The sequence below is a fragment of the Streptomyces sp. NPDC047079 genome, assembly GCF_040643755.1.
GTDB lineage: Bacteria > Actinomycetota > Actinomycetes > Streptomycetales > Streptomycetaceae > Streptomyces.
Genome location: NZ_JBEYUZ010000012.1, coordinates 70,898 through 88,623 on the forward strand (window position 1 = coordinate 70,898; position 17,726 = coordinate 88,623).

At 73.7% G+C, this 17,726-nt stretch carries 18 protein-coding genes; 8 read left to right on the forward strand and 10 right to left on the reverse strand.

The window, feature by feature from the left end:
- Nucleotides 1-9: 9 nt before the first annotated feature.
- Nucleotides 10-393, forward strand: coding sequence for a hypothetical protein (locus ABZ823_RS17840; RefSeq protein ID WP_361660547.1), 384 nt, complete (start codon nucleotides 10-12; stop codon nucleotides 391-393).
- Nucleotides 390-680, forward strand: a complete 291-nt coding sequence (locus ABZ823_RS17845) for a DUF4031 domain-containing protein (RefSeq protein ID WP_361660549.1) — start codon at nucleotides 390-392, stop codon at nucleotides 678-680. Before ABZ823_RS17840 ends, ABZ823_RS17845 begins: the two co-directional genes overlap by 4 nt.
- On the opposite strand, the gene ABZ823_RS17850 is transcribed toward ABZ823_RS17845, so the two are convergent.
- The 3 genes from ABZ823_RS17850 to ABZ823_RS17860 form a co-directional block, all read right to left on the reverse strand.
- The gene (locus ABZ823_RS17850; RefSeq protein ID WP_361660552.1) at nucleotides 669-1,745 is read right to left on the reverse strand and encodes a GNAT family N-acetyltransferase; all 1,077 of its coding nucleotides are present in this window, start codon (nucleotides 1,743-1,745) and stop codon (nucleotides 669-671) included. The two genes, ABZ823_RS17845 and ABZ823_RS17850, sit on opposite strands and share 12 nt — an antisense overlap.
- Before the next feature lie 10 nt (nucleotides 1,746-1,755).
- On the reverse strand, nucleotides 1,756-2,418 hold the full coding sequence (locus ABZ823_RS17855; protein ID WP_361660555.1) for a hypothetical protein: 663 nt from the start codon (nucleotides 2,416-2,418) through the stop codon (nucleotides 1,756-1,758).
- A gap of 238 nt (nucleotides 2,419-2,656) precedes the next feature.
- The gene (locus ABZ823_RS17860; RefSeq protein WP_361660558.1) at nucleotides 2,657-3,925 is read right to left on the reverse strand and encodes an MFS transporter; all 1,269 of its coding nucleotides are present in this window, start codon (nucleotides 3,923-3,925) and stop codon (nucleotides 2,657-2,659) included.
- 134 nt (nucleotides 3,926-4,059) lie between these two features.
- Between ABZ823_RS17860 and ABZ823_RS17865 the strand changes: the two genes are divergently transcribed.
- On the forward strand, nucleotides 4,060-4,995 hold the full coding sequence (locus ABZ823_RS17865) for a LysR family transcriptional regulator (protein ID WP_361660561.1): 936 nt from the start codon (nucleotides 4,060-4,062) through the stop codon (nucleotides 4,993-4,995).
- Nucleotides 4,996-5,190: 195 nt separating this feature from the next.
- On the forward strand, nucleotides 5,191-5,880 hold the full coding sequence (locus ABZ823_RS17870) for a copper homeostasis protein CutC (RefSeq protein ID WP_361660563.1): 690 nt from the start codon (nucleotides 5,191-5,193) through the stop codon (nucleotides 5,878-5,880).
- Between the two features lie 73 nt (nucleotides 5,881-5,953).
- Here ABZ823_RS17870 and ABZ823_RS17875 read toward each other — a convergent pair whose 3' ends face one another.
- Nucleotides 5,954-7,954: a UvrD-helicase domain-containing protein gene (locus ABZ823_RS17875; RefSeq protein ID WP_361660807.1), complete on the reverse strand. Its 2,001-nt coding sequence runs from the start codon at nucleotides 7,952-7,954 to the stop codon at nucleotides 5,954-5,956.
- 446 nt (nucleotides 7,955-8,400) lie between these two features.
- On the opposite strand from ABZ823_RS17875, the gene ABZ823_RS17880 reads away from it, so the two are divergent.
- Nucleotides 8,401-8,589 (forward strand): hypothetical protein, encoded by a 189-nt coding sequence (locus ABZ823_RS17880; protein ID WP_361660565.1) that lies wholly within the window; start codon nucleotides 8,401-8,403, stop codon nucleotides 8,587-8,589.
- 66 nt (nucleotides 8,590-8,655) lie between these two features.
- Here the strand turns inward: ABZ823_RS17880 and ABZ823_RS17885 are convergent, their stop codons facing one another.
- Nucleotides 8,656-10,299, reverse strand: a complete 1,644-nt coding sequence (locus ABZ823_RS17885) for a DNA repair helicase XPB (RefSeq protein ID WP_361660568.1) — start codon at nucleotides 10,297-10,299, stop codon at nucleotides 8,656-8,658.
- A 54-nt stretch (nucleotides 10,300-10,353) separates the two neighbouring features.
- Complete coding sequence (locus ABZ823_RS17890) at nucleotides 10,354-12,930, reverse strand: helicase C-terminal domain-containing protein (protein WP_361660571.1); 2,577 nt, start codon at nucleotides 12,928-12,930, stop codon at nucleotides 10,354-10,356.
- 192 nt (nucleotides 12,931-13,122) lie between these two features.
- Between ABZ823_RS17890 and ABZ823_RS17895 the strand changes: the two genes are divergently transcribed.
- Nucleotides 13,123-14,142 (forward strand): hypothetical protein, encoded by a 1,020-nt coding sequence (locus ABZ823_RS17895; RefSeq protein ID WP_361660573.1) that lies wholly within the window; start codon nucleotides 13,123-13,125, stop codon nucleotides 14,140-14,142.
- A gap of 76 nt (nucleotides 14,143-14,218) precedes the next feature.
- Nucleotides 14,219-14,833, forward strand: coding sequence for a haloacid dehalogenase-like hydrolase (locus ABZ823_RS17900; RefSeq protein WP_361660576.1), 615 nt, complete (start codon nucleotides 14,219-14,221; stop codon nucleotides 14,831-14,833).
- Between the two features lie 19 nt (nucleotides 14,834-14,852).
- Here the strand turns inward: ABZ823_RS17900 and ABZ823_RS17905 are convergent, their stop codons facing one another.
- Nucleotides 14,853-15,107, reverse strand: a complete 255-nt coding sequence (locus ABZ823_RS17905; RefSeq protein WP_361660578.1) for a hypothetical protein — start codon at nucleotides 15,105-15,107, stop codon at nucleotides 14,853-14,855.
- Nucleotides 15,108-15,282: 175 nt separating this feature from the next.
- On the opposite strand from ABZ823_RS17905, the gene ABZ823_RS17910 reads away from it, so the two are divergent.
- Nucleotides 15,283-15,666 carry a cold-shock protein gene (locus ABZ823_RS17910; protein WP_103845154.1) on the forward strand — a complete coding sequence of 128 codons (384 nt, stop codon included), beginning with the start codon at nucleotides 15,283-15,285 and terminating at the stop codon, nucleotides 15,664-15,666.
- A 4-nt stretch (nucleotides 15,667-15,670) separates the two neighbouring features.
- Here the strand turns inward: ABZ823_RS17910 and ABZ823_RS17915 are convergent, their stop codons facing one another.
- Genes ABZ823_RS17915 through ABZ823_RS17925 form a run of 3 tightly spaced genes read right to left on the reverse strand, consistent with a single transcriptional unit; the run spans nucleotide 15,671 to nucleotide 17,698 of the window.
- Complete coding sequence (locus ABZ823_RS17915) at nucleotides 15,671-16,531, reverse strand: 1,4-dihydroxy-6-naphthoate synthase (protein ID WP_361660581.1); 861 nt, start codon at nucleotides 16,529-16,531, stop codon at nucleotides 15,671-15,673.
- Nucleotides 16,515-17,267: a futalosine hydrolase gene (locus ABZ823_RS17920; RefSeq protein ID WP_361660584.1), complete on the reverse strand. Its 753-nt coding sequence runs from the start codon at nucleotides 17,265-17,267 to the stop codon at nucleotides 16,515-16,517. Before ABZ823_RS17920 ends, ABZ823_RS17915 begins: the two co-directional genes overlap by 17 nt.
- A complete protein-coding gene (locus ABZ823_RS17925) occupies nucleotides 17,237-17,698 on the reverse strand; it encodes a DUF2771 domain-containing protein (RefSeq protein WP_361660587.1) in 462 nt (153 codons plus the stop codon). Before ABZ823_RS17925 ends, ABZ823_RS17920 begins: the two co-directional genes overlap by 31 nt.
- Between the last annotated feature and the right edge of the window lie 28 nt (nucleotides 17,699-17,726).

A 17,726-nucleotide genomic window follows, 5' to 3' on the forward strand; every position in this document is an offset into this window, starting at 1 on the left:
AATGGGGACATGGATCCCATCAGCCCCCTGGAGCAGGCCCTGCACGCGGCACGCGCCCTGGTTCTCGCCGACCTGGTCGCGGGCGAGGTCGCCGAGGCGGACGTCGTCTCGCTCGTCGAGGACTCCGTCGCCCAGCGCCGCTGGTGGGTCGAGCAGTGGCCGGACGGTGCGGCCTTCGTGGCCGGGCTGGTCGCCCAGGACGTCCAGGACGCGCTGCTGGAGCGGTACGGACGCTGGCCGTTGTGCCCCGTCTGCGGCTCGGGTGACCCGCATGCCCTGGACGTCGAGCCGGAACTCGGCCCCGATCCGCACTGGGTGTGCACGAAGGCGGGCGTGAAGGTCGCGGCGGTGGGCTCCCTCGGCGCGGCGACGGGCGGGATGTCGTCCTCGTGACGGTCTACATCGACGCGCCCACCTGGCCGGGCCACGGCCGACTCTGGTCCCACCTGATCAGCGATGTCTCCTACGACGAACTGCACCGGTTCGCCGAGCGGCTGGACGTGCCGCGCCGTGCCTTCGAACGCGACCACTACGACCTGCCCTCCCACCGGTACCAGGACGCCGTCCGGGCAGGGGCGGTGGAGGTGGACAGCCGCGAGGTCGTGCGTCTGCTCCACGCCTCCGGTCTGCGCAGACGCAAGGGCCGGGCGCACGCCACGCCGCGCCGGTCAGCCCCGTAGCTCGTACGCCACCTGCGCGCCGTCCTCGCCGGCCGCGCCCACCCGCCGGAACCCGGCGCGCGACACCACCCCGTGCGAAGCGTGGTTGTCCCCGTCCACGACCGCGGCCAGGACGCGGACCTCCTCGCCGGCCAACGCCCGGGCCGCCAGTGCGCGCAGGGCCTCGGTCGCATAGCCCTGACCACGGGCTGCCGGCGCCAGGTCGTAACCCACCTCCGCGCGCCCGTCGCCGCCCGGGGCGCCGTGGAAGCCCATGCCGCCGACCGCGCGCCCGTCCTCCTTCCGTACAAGGATGTAGAGGCCCCACTCCGGCCGGTACACCCCCTCCTCGTACGCCGACACGACCATCCCGGATGCTTCCCGCGTGCCCTGGAAGGGGCCGCCGTCGACCCACTCGAACCCTCCGTCGCCGCCCAGGAACAGATCACGGGCGGCCGCGGGTGTGACGCCCTCCAGGGTCAGGCGTTCGGCCGGGATCACCGGGGTGTTGTGCCAGCGCCACTGCGTGACCGGGGCGCGGCCCGGCAGATCACCGCGCCCGGTGGCCCACAGCAGCGTGGGCCAGGCGGCCGGGCCCGGCCGGACCTGCGGGAAGATCCGGTTCAGGACGTCCTCGCACAGCTCGGCGGGCGGCTCGTAGGCGAGCCCCAGGCCCTCGGCGATGTCGTGCGTGTGCAGCAGGACTTCGGCGACGCCCATCGCGGCGAAGCCCTCACGGTTGGCACTGCGGAACGGATACGGGTGGAAGGCGCGCACCTCGCGCGGGGTGGTCCGGACGGCCGCGGCCAGCAGGGCGCCGGTCGCCTCGATGACATCCAGGACGCCCGCGTTGCCGGTGCCCTCGTCGAGGGTGAGGCCCAAGGGGACGTACGCGTCCTGCGCCCGCCCCGCCAACTGCCCGGCGTAGACGAGGAGATCGCTCGCGATGTGCTCCGCGGTCCGGCGGCAGCTCCACTCCAGACGCCCGGCCTTCGTCCCCTCCCAGTCCTGATCCGTCACCGTCCGCAGCAGGCCCGTGCAGCTCGCGGCGGCCTCTTCCACCCGTTCCCCACCCATGCTTCGCATGGCACGCAGGCTAGGCGGAGGCCGGTCCCCGGGTCGACAGGATTTCCAGCTCGGAGGCGATGTTGTACCGGGCCGTCGCCTCCCACCGGTCCTGCCCGTACGGGGTTCGGAACAGCCGGGGCAGCGCGAGGAGTTGGCGCAGGACCACGGCACGGCCCTCGCGGAAGGCGTCGCCCGGCACGAAGCCGTACTCCTCGCGGACGGCGGCGGTGTAGGCGGCGTACGCGGAGGGGGGCGCGCCGAGGATCGCGAGGTCGGCGTCGCACAGGACCTGGCCGTCGCGGTCGTCGTCGGCCGGGTCGTGGGTGACGGTGAGCCGGACCAGCCGCGCGACCTCGGCCGTCCGGTCCCCGGCTACTCCAGCCTCGGTAAGGGCGCGTTCGGCGAGGCGGGCGGACCGCTCCTCGTTCTCGGAGCGGTCGGGCAGATAGACGGCGTCGTGGAACCAGGCGGCCAGGCGCACCACATCGGGATCGTCCGCGTACTCCGCCAGTGCGTCGATGTGGCCGAGGACCGCGGTGAGATGCGCGAGTGTGTGGTACCGGCGCTGCGGCTCCTGCCAGCGGGCGAGCAGATTCTCGGCGTACGGAGCGGGATCGGGACCGCCGCCCGGCCCCCGGACGCCTTCCAGGGCCCGGGTCCAGCGCGTACGCAGGTCATCGAGATCGGCCATGCGGCCATTGTCCCCGTCGCGCTCCGATCGCTCGACCGCTCCCTCAGGTCCCCCGCAGGGAGTGCCGCAGATGCTCCGGCGTCGCACGGTCACGTCTGCCACCACGCGTCGTCCTCCCTGTTGGATCGGCGTGTCGAAGCGGATCGAGCAGGGGTGCATGCGTGCCGGGCCGCGCCGCACCGGACACGGCCGAAGAAGGGCGGCGCGGCCCGGTCGCGGTGACGGCCGTGGCGGCCCTTCAGGTGCGGCTCGGTGTCGGCTCCGGCCGGCAGAGATGCGCTGCCGCGCGGCGGGGAAGCAGCAGCGGGGTCGCCAGCAGGAGCACACCGGCCAGGCCGATGGCCGTACGCGGGCCGAGCAGGCCGCCCAGCGCGCCCCAGACGGCCGTCAGGAGCGCGGTCGAGGCCTTGGTCGTCACCGCCCAGGCGGACAGCGTGCGGGCGACCCGGTCGGTCGCGGTGCGCTCGAGGCGGTAGGTGGCGTAGACGGGGTTGAAGACCCCGCAGCACAAGATGAGTCCGAACTCGACGCCGATCACCAGCAGCAGCCCGCCGGTGCCCGGCCCCACGAAGGCCAGTCCGGCGGGCCAGATCGCGCGCAGCGCCCCGACCACGACCAGGACCTGGTGCTGCCCGAAGCGGGTGACGAGCGGCCGGGCCAGCCGCGAACCGAGCAGCCCGCCGATCGAGGGCGCGGCGAAGGCGAGGCCGTACTGCCACGGCGCGAACCCGAGTCGGCCGGACATCAGGACGGCCAGCAGCGGCTGGGCGGCCATCACCAGGCCGTTGAACAAGGCGGTGTTGAAGAACAGCGGACGCAGCGTCGCGTCGGCGAGGATGTACCGCCAGCCGTCGAGCAGGTCCCCGGCCCGCATGCGCGCGGCCTCCCGGCGCTCGGGCAGCGGCTCGTGCCCGCCCATCGCGTGGATACCCAGGGCAGAGAGCAGGTAGCTGACCGCGTCGGCCACCACCGTCGCCACCGGACCGAGGAGCCCGATCGCCGCGCCGCCCAGCGGCGGTCCGATGATCGTGGTCGTCCAGGCCGTGGACTCGAATCGGGCGTTGGCGACGAGCAGGTCCTGGGCCGGCAGCAGCGTCTTCAGGTACGCGCCGGAGGCGGCGCGGAAGGTGATGTCGGCCGCCGCGACGACGACCGAGACCAGCAGGAGCTGAAGGAAGGTGAGCGCGCCGAACGCGAACGCGGCGGGGATCGTCAGCAGCGCCGCGAACCGCACCAGATCCATGGCGATCAGCACCGGCCGCTTGCGGCGGAACTCCACCCACGGGCCGAGCGGGACCGCCACGGCCGCGCCCACCGCAGCCCCCACCGAGGAGAGCGCGGCGACCTCGGCCGGTCCGGCGTGCAGCACCCGGATGGCGATCAGCGGGAACGCGCCGAAGGCGAGCCACGTGCCGAGCGCGCTGGTCCCGTACGCTCCCCAGAGCCACCCGAACCGCCGCCCCAGTCGATGTCCGAGCAGATGCCCGAGCCGGTGCCCGCTCCTCACGCCCACTGCCCCTTGTCACTCACTCTGCACAACCGATCCGCGATCGGAAGCATCAAAGCGAGCACCATTCCCAGGGATCAAACAACCGCGGAGCTGTCAGCCACAGCCATCGGTTGTGTCCGTAGGGTAGCGGCATGGACCTCGACGCCGTCCGGACCTTCGTCGCCGCCGCCGACTCGGGGCAGTTCCAGGAGGCCGCCGCCGAGCTGGCGGTCACCCAGCAGGCCGTCTCCAAACGCATCGCCGCGTTGGAGCGCAACCTCGGCGTGCGGCTGTTCACCCGCACCGCACGCGGCGCCGAGCTCACCATCGACGGGCAGGCGTTCCTGCCCCACGCGCGCGAGCTGTTGCGCGTCGCCGAGCGTGCGGTCGCGTCCGTGCGCACCGGCCGCCGTCCGGTGCGCGTCGACGTGATCGCCTCGCGCGGCGCGGCGACGGGGCTGATGCGCGGCTTCCATCGCGCGCACCCCGAGATCGAACTCGACGTGCTGATGCTGTTCGACATCGAGACGGCCGTCGCCGCCATCCGGGCCGGTGCGATCGACGCGTCCTTCCGCGCCGTTGCCGCGCCCGGCCGGCCTCTTCCCGAGGACATCGAGGCCGTCCGCGTGCTCGACGAGCCGCTCCAGCTCCTCACCGGCCCCGCCCACGCGCTCGCGGGCGCCCGGTCGGTGACCATCGCTCGGCTCGCCGGGCACCGGATCTGGATGCCGGGCATCGTCCCCGGGACCGAGTGGGCCGCCTACTACGACGACCTCGTCGCCGAGTTCGGCCTCACCATCGAGGCGACCGGCCCCAACTTCGGCTCCGACGCGCTCCTCGACACCGTCGCGGACACCCCGGCCCTGGCCACCTTCATGGGCGGGCAGACCCGCCTCGTCTGGCCCGCCGGCCACGGCCTGCGCCGCATCCCGGTGACCGACCCGACGCCCGTCTACCCGCACTCGCTGCTCTGGCACCGTGACAACCCCCACCCGGCGCTGGCCGCCCTCCGCGCCCACCTCGCCGCCACGGCGGGCGGCCACGACGCCGCCGAGACGTGGGCGCCGAGCTGGGTGATTCCGCGCTGAACGCCGCCGCGTCCGCGATCACCGTGCCCGGATCGGCGGACGACGACTCGGGGGCAGCCGCGGCACCGTACGGTCATCCGGTCGGCCCGGGGCCCTCGCCGTACGCGGCGTTCTCGCCGCCCGGGCCCCGCCGTCGTACCCTTGGATTGGACTAGACCTGTAGCCGCTCCAGGGAACACCGACGGAAGGGGTCCTATGAGCACGCGTGCAGTCCTGGAGGTGATCGCCCTCGGGCCCGAGGACGCCGTCGCCGCCCAGGCCGGAGGCGCGGACCGCCTCGAGCTGGTCACCGACATCGCCGCCGACGGGCTCACCCCGCCGGTCGCGGTCTTCGCCGGGATCCGCGCCGCCGTCGACATCCCGCTGCGCGTGATGCTCCGGAAGCGCGACGGATTCGCGGCCGGTGACACCGGGGCGCTCGTGCGTGCCGCGCGCGAGCTGCGCGCCGCCGGGGCCGACGAGTTCGTGCTCGGGTTCCTCGGCGAGGACGGCGGGCCCGACCTCGACCCCGTGGAGCGGCTGCTCACAGAGCTGGACGGCTGCCGCTGGACCTTCCACCGCGCGATCGACCACGCCTCCGACCGGGACGCCCTGCGCAAGCAGCTCGCCGATCTGCCGGGCCTGGACACCTATCTCACCGCGGGCTCGGCGCACGGTGTGGACGACGGCCTGCCCACTCTGGTCGCCGAGGCCGCCCGAGGCGGCGAACCCGGCTACACCCAGCGGCTCATGGTCGGCGGCGGTCTACGCCTCGCCCATGTCCCGCCGCTGCGCGCCGCCGGCGTGGACGCCTTCCACATCGGCGGCGCGGCCCGCCCGGACGGCTGGACCGCGCCCGTCTCGGCGCAGGCGGTACGGGAGTGGCGCACAGCCCTCGACGGCTAGCGGGTTTCGTTCGGATCAGCCCGGGTCCGCGACGCCCGGCGTGGCACCTCGCCGCGTTGGACCCTGCTTCCCCTCAGCCCAGCTGAGGCGGCAGCGGGGCCGCATGGGTCACGATCAGGCCCGAGACGGCACGGGTCAGGGCCACATACAGGCGGCGCAGGCCCGTCCGTTCGTCCGGTTCGCCGTCGACGACCGCCCCCGGCTCGTCGAGGACCACGTAATCGTACTCCAGGCCCTTGGCGAGGGATGCCGGGACCAGGGTCAGCCGGACCTCGTGGGTCGTCTCCTCACCGGGGCCGAGGCAGCCGATGCCCGCGGCGGCGAGCGCCTCGGCGAGCACGGGGATCCGGGCGTCGGCCGCGATCAGGCCCGTCGAGCCCTCGTTGCGGAGCGACTCCGCACAGGCGGCCACCACGTCGGCGGCTTCCGTGACCGGGCGCACCTCGAAGGACCCCGGGTTCTCACGCACCGACGCCACCGGTGTGAGTCCCGGCGCGATGTGCGGCAGCAGCCGGGAGGCGTAGGCGATGACGTCCGTCGGCACGCGGAAACCGGCCGTCAGCTCCTCGATCACCGCGTCCGGCTTGCCCAGATGCGCGAGCGCCTCCTCCCAACTGCGCGTCGCCCAGGGCGTGGTGCCCTGCGCGAGGTCGCCCAGCACGGTCGCCGAACCGGTGGTGCAGCGCCGGCCGACCGCCCGGTACTGCATCGGCGAGAGGTCCTGCGCCTCGTCGAGCACCACATGTCCGAGCGAGTGCGTGCGCTGCACCAGGTCGGTGGCCTCGTCGATCAGCACGGCGTCCGCGGGCGACCACTTGGCGGACTTCGCCGAGCGCACCGGCCTCGTCCAGAGGATCTCCTTCTGCTCGTCCTCGTCGAGGAGCCCCTCCGCGTGCCCCGCGAGGAAATCGGCGTCGGTGAGCAGCCGCAGGACCAGCTTCGCCGGGTCGACCGCCGGCCAGATCGCCTTGACCGCCGCCTTCACGGCGGCGTTGCGGGCCACGGCGTCCTGCACCCGGTCGTCCGGTGCCTCCCCGGCCCGCTCCATCTGGACGAGCACGGCGTGCGCGATCCGCTGCGGCAGGGCCTCGCGTGCGGCGCCGTAGCGGATGTCCCGGTCGAGCAACTCCCGTACGATCTGCTCCACTTCGTACGCGGTCACGCGCCAGCGCCGGGAGCCCCGTACCACCACGACGGGCTCGGTGGGCATCGTCACCTGCGCGCGGACGGCCCGTCGGAGCACCTCGGCCATGCGCGCGTCGCCCTTGACGACGGCGGCCGCCGTGGTGTCCGTACCGCGTACGTCGACGTGCGCGACGAGGTCGTCGACCGTCGCCTGCCTCACCTCCAGCTCGCCGAGCGCGGGCAGCACCTGCTCGATGTAGTGCAGGAAGGACGCGTTCGGCCCGATGACGAGGGTGCCGGTGCGGGCGAGCCGCTCGCGGTGCGCGTAGAGGAGGTAGGCGACCCGGTGCAGGCCGACGGCTGTCTTCCCGGTGCCGGGACCGCCCTGCACACAGACGGTCCCCGAGAGCCCGGACCGCACGATCTCGTCCTGCTCCGGCTGGATGGTGGCCACGATGTCGCGCATCGGGCCGACGCGCGGGCGCTCGATCTCCTGCTGGAGCAGCTTGCTCGTGGTGGCGGCCTCCGCGGGGTCCGAGAGGTGCTCGTCCTCGTACGCGGTCAGGTCGCCGCCGGTGTACCCGAAGCGGCGGCGCAGCCCGATGTCCATCGGGTCCTTCTTCGAGGCGCGGTAGAACGGCTGGGAGACGGGCGCGCGCCAGTCGATCACCATCGGGTCGCCGTCGGCGTCGTGGACATGCCGACGGCCGATGTAGAACCGCTCGCCGTCGGTTCCCTCCGCCTGATCGGCGCCGTGGGGGTCCCCCCGCTCGAGCGAAGCCGAGAGCCGGGGAGCGTGGAGATAGTCGAGGCGGCCGAAGAACAGCGGGGTGTGGCTGAGGTCGGCGAGGGCCTTGATGCGCTCGTCGATCTGGCGGGCGAGCACCTCGGCGTTGACCCAGTTCGCGGTGACGTCCCTGATGTCGAGGTTCTCGACGTCCTCGCGCATCGCTCGCAGCGCGGCCCGGGAGGCGGCGAGGTGGGAGCGTTCGCGGGAGAGGGGGTCGGTGTCGGAGGGGCCGGACAGGGGGGCTGGGGCTGACGGGGTGGACACGGAAAGCTGCCTCCGGGGCGGTCGCGGTGGCCCGTAGCGAGGACGGGTGGCGGGGGTACCGTCCGGTTTCCGTCCGGACGACGGCTCTCCGTGGCGGGAGGCGGGCAAGAGGGGGATTTTAAGGTGACGGCGTCCTTGGCGGCCAACGGATTATCCGGCGCCCGGGAACCGCGTGCGTCCGGGGGCCGCGTGCCCCCTAGGGCCGTTCCCGCCCCGGCACCCCTAGGGGGAGGAGTCCCTCCGGAGTACGACACCGGGCCGCCGCAAGGGGTACGGGAAAGCCGCGCAGGTTACGTCCTTGGTCCGACGCCATTCGGGGACGGCGGTTCCACCATGGAGACATGAGCGCAGCAACCTTCACCCCCGCCCACCACGGGCCGCCGTCGGGCGCGACCGCCCTCGACGGCAAGCATCGTCGCCATCGCCTCGGCGATGCCCTGCGCGCCGTCAAGGTGTTCGTGGGCGCCGCGGTCGACGTGGTCCTCCTCGGCGAGTACGGGGAAGAGGCCGGCGTCCGCAGCCGCCGCTGACGGCGGTTCGCCGAGCGCCCCCTGGTCCCCGCCCTCCCGTCCCCGCCCCCTTGCCCGATCTCGCCCTCAGTTCTCGGCGAGCAGCTCGTCCGCGTCCACGATCCGGTAGGCGTAGCCCTGTTCCGCGAGGAAGCGCTGGCGGTGGGCGGCGAAGTCCTGGTCGATGGTGTCGCGGGCGACCACCGAGTAGAAGTGAGCCTGGTGGCCGTCGGCCTTGGGCCGCAGCACCCGTCCCAGCCGCTGGGCCTCCTCCTGCCGCGACCCGAACGTCCCCGACACCTGGATGGCGACGGTCGCCTCCGGCAGGTCGATGGAGAAGTTCGCGACCTTGGAGACGACGAGCACGTTGATCTCGCCCTCGCGGAAGGCGTCGAAGAGCTTCTCCCGCTGCGCGTTGGAGGTCTCGCCCTTGATGACGGGCGCCTGCAGGTGCTCACCCAGCTCGTCCAGCTGGTCGATGTACTGGCCGATGACCAGGATCTGCTGCCCCGCGAAACGCCGCACCAGCGCCTCGGTCACCTTCCGCTTGGTGTCGGTGGTCGCGCAGTAGCGGTACTTCTCCTCGGTCTCGGCGGTGGCGTACGCGAGCCGCTCGGAGTCGGTGAGGTTCACCCGCACCTCCACGCAGTCGGCGGGCGCGATGTAGCCCTGGGCCTCGATCTCCTTCCAGGGAGCGTCGAACCGCTTGGGCCCGATCAGGGAGAACACGTCCGACTCACGCCCGTCCTCCCGTACCAGCGTCGCGGTCAGTCCGAGCCGCCGGCGCGCCTGGAGGTCCGCCGTGAACTTGAAGACGGGCGCGGGCAGCAGATGCACCTCGTCGTAGACGATGAGACCCCAGTCACGGGAGTCGAAAAGCTCCAGATGCGAGTAGATGCCCTTCCGCTTGGTGGTCAGCACCTGGTACGTGGCGATCGTGACCGGGCGGATCTCCTTGCGCGTGCCGGAGTACTCGCCGATCTCGTCCTCGGTGAGCGAGGTCCGCTTCACCAGCTCGTGCTTCCACTGCCGTGCGGAGACGGTGTTGGTGACCAGGATGAGGGTGGTCGCCTTGGCCTGCGCCATGGACCCGGCGCCGACGAGGGTCTTGCCGGCGCCGCACGGCAGTACGACGACCCCGCTGCCGCCGTGCCAGAAGTTCTCCACGGCCTGCTTCTGGTAGGGCCGCAGCGCCCATCCGTCCTCGGCCAGCTCGATGGGGTGCGCCTCGCCGTCGACGTAGCCCGCGAGGTCCTCGGCGGGCCAGCCCAGCTTGAGCAGCACCTGCTTGATCTGCCCGCGCTCGGACGGATGCACGGCGACGGTGTCCTGGTCGATCCGGGCGCCGACCAGCGGGGCGATGCGCTTGGACCGCAGCACCTCCTCCAGGACGGGCCGGTCGGTGGTCGCCAGGACCAGACCGTGTGCCGGGTGCTTGGTCAGGGTCAGCCGTCCGTACCGGTCCATGGTCTCGGCGATGTCGACGAGCAGCGCGTGCGGCACCGGATAGCGGCTGTACTGCACGAGCGCGTCCACGACCTGCTCGGCGTCGTGCCCGGCGGCCCGGGCGTTCCACAGCCCGAGCGGGGTCACCCGGTAGGTGTGGATGTGTTCGGGCGCCCGCTCCAGTTCGGCGAACGGCGCGATGACCCGACGGCAGTCGTCGGCCTGCTCGTGATCGACTTCGAGGAGCAGGGTCTTGTCGGACTGAACGATGAGCGGACCATTCACGCGCGGCACCCTTTCCGTGTGGCCAAACGTCCAGTGTGCCTCATCCGGGGGTGATCAGAGCTGGTCGTCCGCGAGCTCGGCCACCCCCGTGACCCGGTGCAGCGGATAGGTGCGGACCTCGTCCGCCGTGTGGTCGTACGCCGTGACGAAGCCGCCCTCCACCCGGAGGGGGGCGATGACGCGCTGGGAGGCGGTGCCCTCGGCGTTGACGTAGCCGATCCACAGGGCGGTCCCGGTGAGGACGGCGGCCTGCACGGTGGCGAGGGTCTCCGCGGAGGTGGTGCGCGGCAGATCGCCGTCGGCGGCGGGGGCCGCGCCGGGCTTGCGGGGAGTCGTCGTGGCCAGGTCGCCGGCGCGGATGGCGCGCAGGGCCGCGGTCAGAAGCGTCGCGTCGGGGACCGGGGGCCCGTCCGGGACCGGCTCCGGCGCAGTGCGGGGCCCGGTCCGGTGCGCGTGCACCCGGGTGATCAGGACGTCGCCCTCCGCGGACTCCGCGGCCGGGGCGAAGCCCAGGGCGCGCAGCCCCTCCAGGAGCGTCGCCGGGTCGGCCCCCGCGGCCAGGACCGTCGGGGCCAGCCGGCGCAGGCGCAGCGAGGCCGAGCGCTTGTCGGCGAGGATCTCGTTCAGCACCGTGTCGTCGTCGCAGCGCACATACGCCGAGGCCGCCCCTACGCGCAGGTGTCCGTGTCTGCGCGCCACGTCGTCGATCAGATAGGTGAGCGGCTGCGGGACCGGGGTGCGGGAGTGCGCGGCGAGGAACGCGTGCAGGTCGCTCGCGCTGCGTCCCGCGTCCAGGGCGCGGCGCACCGAGGCGGGCGTGAAGCGGTAGACCGTCGCGCCACCCTTCGACTCGACGTCCGCGAGCACGTCGAGCATGTCGGCCAGGGGCCGCTCCAGCGGGCCGGGCGCCACCGCTGTCAGGTCCGCCTGGAGCAGCACGTGGTCCAGGGGCTCGGGCAGCAGTGGGGCGAGCAGCCGCGCGGCGCGGGAGGCGGCCGCCTCCCGCTCGGCCGCGGTGAGGGGCTCGCGGAGCGCGGGAGGGTGGTGCCGGTGGTGGACGGGAAGCTTGTCGCCGGGGCCGACAGGTTCGGCGGCCGGCGCGTGCTCCGGGCCCTCGCCGAGCAGAGCGCGGCCGTGGGCGGAGAGGGCGCCGCGGCCCGTGACGCCCAGCAGCTCCGCCTCGGACAGCGTCCACTCGGCAAGGCGCCCGCGCAGATCGTCGGCCGCGGGCTGCCCGCCGCGCAGGGGGCGCTCCCAGCGCAACCGGGCCAGGATCGAGTCGGGCGTGGGCGAGGCGCCCTCGGGCAGCCCGGCGAGCAGCGTCAGCACCCGGTGGCGGACCTCGGGGGCGGACGAGCGGTCGAGGCCGGGGCCGAGCGCGGACAGCGCCCGGTCCTTCGCGTCCCGGCCGCCGACCAGGCCCGGGGTGCGCGTCGCCGCCAGCCAGACGGTGGCCAGCCGGCTCCAGCGCTCGGCGGCGGGCAGCTCCAGCCACTCGTCGTACGCCGGGGTCGCGGCATAGCGTTCGTCGGCCTCGCCGTCCGAGGCCAGCAGCCCGGCGGCGTAGGCGAGTTCGACCCAGAAGGCGGCCACGGGCTCGGGCACGTCGAGCGCCACCGCCGTCCGCTTCAGGTCGCGCACGCTCAGGCCGCCCGCGCGCAGCACCGAGGGGCCGCCCTCGTCCCAGTCCTTCAGCAGCTCCTCGACGGTCGCGAGCGCGGTGTACGCCTGCCCGGCCGCCGTGGCGTCCACCATCTGCGGACGGTGGGTGGCGGCGGTGGTGAGGGCGGGCGGCAGCGGTTCGGCGTGCCGGTGCGCCCGCCCGGAGCGCAGGTGCAGCGCCACCTCACGGGGGAGGACGACGGTGCCCGGGGCCGTGGGCAGCAGCAGTCCGCGGTCCAGGAGCCAGCGCAGCCGCGGCGCGGGGTCCGCGGTGACCTGGCCGTACGGTGGTCCCCACACCAGGCGGGTCAGCACCTCCAGGGACTCCGCGGGGGCGGTGGCGAGGAGCGCGGCCATCCGGGCGCGGTCGGTGAACAGGGTGGTGAGCGAGGCCACCGCGGACACGGTGTCATGGGTGCTCGGCAGCCCCGTGGCGGTCACGATCTCCTGGATCCGGCCCGGGGACATGCCGGAGGTGGCCTCGGCGACGGTGGGGCCGAGGCCGGTGGGCGAGGGGTGCTGCGGGGACGGGGCGAGCAGTTCCCGGGCCGTGCGCACGAGGCGGAGGCGGTCGTCGGGGCCCCAGGCCAGGGCCTGCTCGCGCAGGGTGGCGAGGGCGCGGGGCAGGGCCTCGGCGACGACGGGATCGGCCTCCGCGCCGCCGTCACCGGCCATCAGCCCGAGCAGTGCGCCGTACGGCGCCGGGTCCGGGGCCACGGCCAGGGCCTCCGCCGTCTGAAGGGCGAACCGGTCGAGACGCTCCAGCGCACGGACGACGCTCGCGCGGGTCGCGGCCCGCGTGGCGAGCTGGGTGAGGTCGGTGGGTACGGGAGTGATGAGGTCCGGGCGGGCGCGCAGGAGGGCGGACAGGGAGGCGTCGTCCCGCGCACGCAGGGACTCGGCCAGCGAGCGGGGCGCGGCGGCGCCGGTGCCCGCGGCTTCCTTGCGTGAGCGCTCCTCGGGGGTCATCCGGTCAACGGTAGCGGGTGATTCACGGTGGTGCGGCGGACGGCACCGTTCAGCCCGGCCGGGCATCACGGGCCCGTCCGGGGACCGGGGCGAGGCCCCGCGGACCGATGCCGGGGGTCCGGGGCGCGGCCCCCGGGGACGGTTCGCCCGCGATACGGTACCTGTCGAAGCGGCCCACCCCGGAGGGGCTTTGTGGGGATCGAGAGCGACCAGCTTGTCTTCGACTATCTGAGCCGGGTCGGGGACGTGGCCCAGCAGCGTCAGCTGCCGTCGGGCGCGCGCATGCGGCTCGTGTCCGAGTTGCGCGAGGAGATCGACCGGCGCCGGGCGAAGTCCCCGGTCGACAGCCCTGCCGCCGTCCGGCGCATCCTCGCCCGTCTCGGTACCCCCGACGAGGTGGTGGCCGCCGCGTCCGCGGGCACCTCGGGCGGCGTCGGCCCGAGCCCCCGGGCGGCCGTTCCCACGCAGCGGACGAACGGCTTCGAGGACCGTGACCGCGCCAAGGGCCTGCGCCGCTTCGTGCCCCGCCCCCGCCCCGCCGAGCCCGGCCCCGCGGCTCCCTCCGGCAGCGCCCCTTCGCCGCCCCATCTGGCCGGTGCGCACGAACTGGGCGACAGCGCCACCCCGCCCGACTGGTGGCGCGTGGACGCAGGCTCCGGCGGCGGGTTCGCGCTCGGCGACGCCGTACCGGGATTCGTGGGCGGGGTGGAGGTCCCCGAGCTGCTGAAGCCGCCGCCCGCGCCGGACGGTCCGTCGAAGCCGGACGCCGCGGCCGAAGGGCGGGCCGCCAAGGAGCCGTCCGCCGGGGGACCGGTGGTCGAGGCCGCCCCCGCCGGGGAGGCCGCCGCCGCTCCCCGCCGTCTGCCCCGGCTCACCGGCCGGAGCAACCCCCTGCTGCTCCTGGCGGCCGGACTCCTCGTCGCCGGGGCCGTGCTCGGCAGCTGGCTCGCGCTGGGGCTCGGCTGGCTCATCGCCTGGGCGTCCCGCCGGCTGACCCCCGCCGAGTCCAGGTGGGCGGTCGTGGTCCTGCCCGGTCTGGCCGCGGCCTTCGGGGTCGTCTGGCTCTGGGGCCGCACGAGCGGCCGCTGGGGCGATCCGATCGCCCAGGGGCACATGAACGACGCCCTCGCCCAGACCTGGCCCTGGGTGGTACGGGGAGCGGCCGTCGCCTCGGCGCTGTACCTGGTGTGGCGGTCGCGGCGGCAGCGGTGAGGCGGCGGCACGCGCGGGCAGGCGGGGGGCGGAGCCGCCCCAGGTCCGCACCGCCCGCCCTGGGACAATGGCCCGCATGACCTCTCGCGCCCTCACGGTCGGCTTCGACCTCGACATGACGCTGATCGACTCCCGGCCCGGGATCCACGCCTGCTACCGGGCGCTCTCCGCGCGTACGGGGACGTACATCGACGCCGATCTCGCCATCACCCGGCTCGGGCCCCCGCTGGTGGACGAGCTGGTCCACTGGTTCCCGGCGGAGCGGATCGGGGCGATGGCCGATCTCTACCGCGAGATGTACCCCACCATCGCGATCGCCGCGACGCCCGCCCTGCCCGGCGCCCGTGAGGCGATCGAGGCCGTGCGGGCGGCCGGCGGGCGCGCGATCGTCGTCACCGCCAAGTACGAGCCCAACGCCAAGCTGCACCTGGAGCACCTCGGGATCGAGCCCGACGCGGTGATCGGCGATCTGTGGGCGGAGCAGAAGGCGGAGGCGCTCCTCGCGCACGGAGCGGGCGTCTACGTCGGCGACCACGTCGGGGACGTCCGCGGCGCCCGTACCGCAAAGGCGTACTCCGTCGGCGTGGCCACCGGCCCCTGCCCGGCCGAGGAGCTGCGGGTGGCGGGCGCGGACGTCGTCCTCGCCGATCTCACCGAGTTCCCCGACTGGCTGACGGCGTACGCACACTGAGGGTGCCCTAGTGGGGCACCTACCGGGGTCGCGCCCCGCGGGCCCGGCGGCGGCCCTCCGCGATCGACTGGAGAAGGCCCGCGCCGGCCATCAGGAACCCGACGCCCATGAGCATGCTCAGGCCGAACATGAACGTCGGGAAAGGCTTGGTGCCGAGCAGGAACGGGGCCACGGTGACCAAAGTGGCCACCGCCCCGACGAAGAAGACGATCACACCGGCACGGATCAGCCGGTCGCCGGCCGCGGCGGAATTCGCTTGGGTTTCATCACGCACTGGACCAGGGTAGTTCCCGTCGCGAGGAACGACTCGGCGACGTCTTGTCACCGGCCCCCGGACCATTAGCCTTGGTACCGGCGGGTCCGGGCGGCCCGCCGCGGTGCTCTCCAGAGCAGTTTCCCGAAATACTTTGCAGACGCAGTTTCCGACGAGTACGAGGACGAGGACAGACGTGCCTACCGGCAAGGTCAAGTGGTTCAACAGCGAGAAGGGCTTCGGCTTTCTCTCCCGCGACGACGGCGGCGACGTCTTCGTCCACTCCTCGGTTCTCCCCGCCGGAGTCGATTCCCTGAAGCCCGGACAGCGCGTGGAGTTCGGAGTCGTCGCCGGCCAGCGGGGTGACCAGGCGCTGTCCGTCACCCTTCTGGAGCCGACGCCCTCGGTCGCGGCCGCCCAGCGCAAGAAGCCGGACGAGCTGGCCTCCATCGTCCAGGACCTGACGACGCTCCTGGAGAACATCACCCCGATGCTGGAGAAGGGCCGCTACCCCGACAAGGCCTCCGGCAAGAAGATCGCCGGCCTGCTGCGCGCGGTCGCCGACCAGCTGGACGTGTGACGGGTCAGGGGAAAGCGAGTGCGTTCGGGCCGAGGGGCGGCAGCAGCCCCTCGGCCGCCGCGCGTGTGAGCAGACCCCGGACCGCCGCGTAGCCGTCCTCGCCCAGGCCCGCGGTGAACTCGTTGACGTACAGCCCGATGTGCGCGTCCGCCACCGCGGGGTCCATCTCCTGCGCGTGCTCCATGACGTACGGGCGGGAGACCTCGGGGTCGTCCCAGGCTGCCCGCACGGAGGCCCGGGCGGACTCGGCGAGCAGCTTCAGGCCGGCCTCGCCCAGCGAGCGCCTGGCGATGATCGCGCCCAGCGGGATCGGCAGGCCGGTGGTGGCCTCCCAGTGCTCGCCCATGTCGGCGAGCTTGTGCAGCCCGTAGTTCTGATAGGTGAACCGCGCCTCGTGGATCACGAGTCCCGCGTCGACCTTCCCGTCCCGCACGGCCGGCATGATCTCCTGGAACGGCATGACGACGATCTCGCCGACCCCGCCGGGCACGGTGTCCGCGGCCCACAGCCGGAACAGCAGGTAGGCCGTCGACTTCTCGCTGGGCACGGCGACCGTCCGGCCCGCCAGCTCGGTGCCCGGCTCCCGGGTGAGCACCAGCGGCCCGCAGCCGCGGCCCAGCGCACCGCCGCACGGCAACAGCGCGTACTGGTCCAGGACGTACGGCAGCACCGCGTACGACACCTTCAGTACGTCGAATTCGCCGCGCTCGGCCATGCCGTTGGTGATGTCGATGTCGGCGAAGGTGACGTCGAGCGGCGGCGCGCCGGGGACGCGGCCGTGGGCCCATGCCTCGAAGACGAAGGTGTCGTTCGGGCAGGGGGAGTAGGCGATCTTCAGGGGCTGGGGCTCACTGGGTGCGGTCATGCTGTGTCCAACTCTCGAGTGCGGTCGCGAGCTTCCCGAAACCCTCGGTGAGGGCCCCGAGGGCGTCGCCGATGCGCCAGGCGGCGCGGTCGCGCGGGCCGACGGGATTGGAGACGGCCCGGATCTCCACGACGGGCGTGCCGTGCGCGGCGGCGGCCTCGGCGACGCCGAACCCCTCCATCGCCTCGGCGAGCGCGCGCGGATGCCGGGCGCGCAGCTCGGCGGCGCGCCGGGCACTGCCGGTCACGGTCGAGACGGTGAGCACGGTGCCGGTGAGAGCGCCGGAGGCGGCCGCGAGTTCCCGTACGAGTGATGTCGGGGGCCGGTGGCTGACGGTCCCGAAGCCGAGGTCGGTGACCGGGAGGAAACCGTCCGTGGTCTCGGCACCGAGGTCGCCGGCCACGATGTCGTCGGCGACGACGAGCGAGCCGACGGGGGCGTCCGGAATGAAGCCGCCCGCGATGCCGGCCGAGACCACGAGGTCGTAGGGGGCGCCCCGGAGGGCTGCGGCGGTCAGCGCGGAGGCGGTGGAGGCGGCGGCGAGAGCGGGGCCGACGCCGACGGCAAGGAGGTCGAAGCCCCCGGTGCGGTGCAGGGTGGCGGCCGGCAGCGGCACCTCCGCGGCGGGTCCCGGGAACGCCCCGGCCACCGCGTCCCGTTCGGCCGGGACGGCGGTGGCCACCAGGAATCGGGCGGACGACGTGGTCAGGACTCCTTCTTGAGCTTGAAGGACCACAGGCCCAGCACCTTGTTCTCGCCCTCCTTGATGGAGACGAGCGTGGAGTTGCCGCTCGCGCCGTACTGCGCGTTGAAGAACACGCTGCCCGGGATCGTGCGGTAGGTCTTCTTGCTGGAGTCGGTCAGCGGCTGACCGTTCATCAGGATCGTCCAGCCCTCGTCCGCGATGGTCGGGTCGACGCCGAAGCGGACCGTCTCATCGGGGTCGACGCTGATCGACTTGACGTTGTTCGCCTTGAGGCACTTCGCCAGATCCGCGGCCGCGACTTCCTTGCCGTCGTTGTAGCAGTCGGTCTGGGAGCTCACCGAGTCCGTGCCGACCGTGACGGTCGCCAGCGGCGTCGGCTTGTTACAGGCGGACAGCAGGAGAAGTCCGGCGGAAACGGCGCCGAGAGCGGCTACGGCGCGACGGGAACGCAGTGCGGTCATGGCCGAAGGCTATCGGGCACGTCCAGCC

Bases quoted from the DNA above. Each gene is read 5' to 3' on its own strand.
- ABZ823_RS17840 (WP_361660547.1), top strand. From the start codon at position 10: ATGGATCCCATCAGCCCCCTGGAGCAGGCCCTGCACGCGGCACGCGCC.
- ABZ823_RS17850 (WP_361660552.1), bottom strand. From the start codon at position 1,745: ATGCGAAGCATGGGTGGGGAACGGGTGGAAGAGGCCGCCGCGAGCTGC.
- ABZ823_RS17855 (WP_361660555.1), bottom strand. From the start codon at position 2,418: ATGGCCGATCTCGATGACCTGCGTACGCGCTGGACCCGGGCCCTGGAA.
- ABZ823_RS17865 (WP_361660561.1), top strand. From the start codon at position 4,060: ATGGACCTCGACGCCGTCCGGACCTTCGTCGCCGCCGCCGACTCGGGG.
- ABZ823_RS17870 (WP_361660563.1), top strand. From the start codon at position 5,191: ATGAGCACGCGTGCAGTCCTGGAGGTGATCGCCCTCGGGCCCGAGGAC.
- ABZ823_RS17875 (WP_361660807.1), bottom strand. From the start codon at position 7,954: ATGCGCGAGGACGTCGAGAACCTCGACATCAGGGACGTCACCGCGAAC.
- ABZ823_RS17880 (WP_361660565.1), top strand. From the start codon at position 8,401: ATGAGCGCAGCAACCTTCACCCCCGCCCACCACGGGCCGCCGTCGGGC.
- ABZ823_RS17890 (WP_361660571.1), bottom strand. From the start codon at position 12,930: ATGACCCCCGAGGAGCGCTCACGCAAGGAAGCCGCGGGCACCGGCGCC.
- ABZ823_RS17900 (WP_361660576.1), top strand. From the start codon at position 14,219: ATGACCTCTCGCGCCCTCACGGTCGGCTTCGACCTCGACATGACGCTG.
- ABZ823_RS17915 (WP_361660581.1), bottom strand. From the start codon at position 16,531: ATGACCGCACCCAGTGAGCCCCAGCCCCTGAAGATCGCCTACTCCCCC.
- ABZ823_RS17925 (WP_361660587.1), bottom strand. From the start codon at position 17,698: ATGACCGCACTGCGTTCCCGTCGCGCCGTAGCCGCTCTCGGCGCCGTT.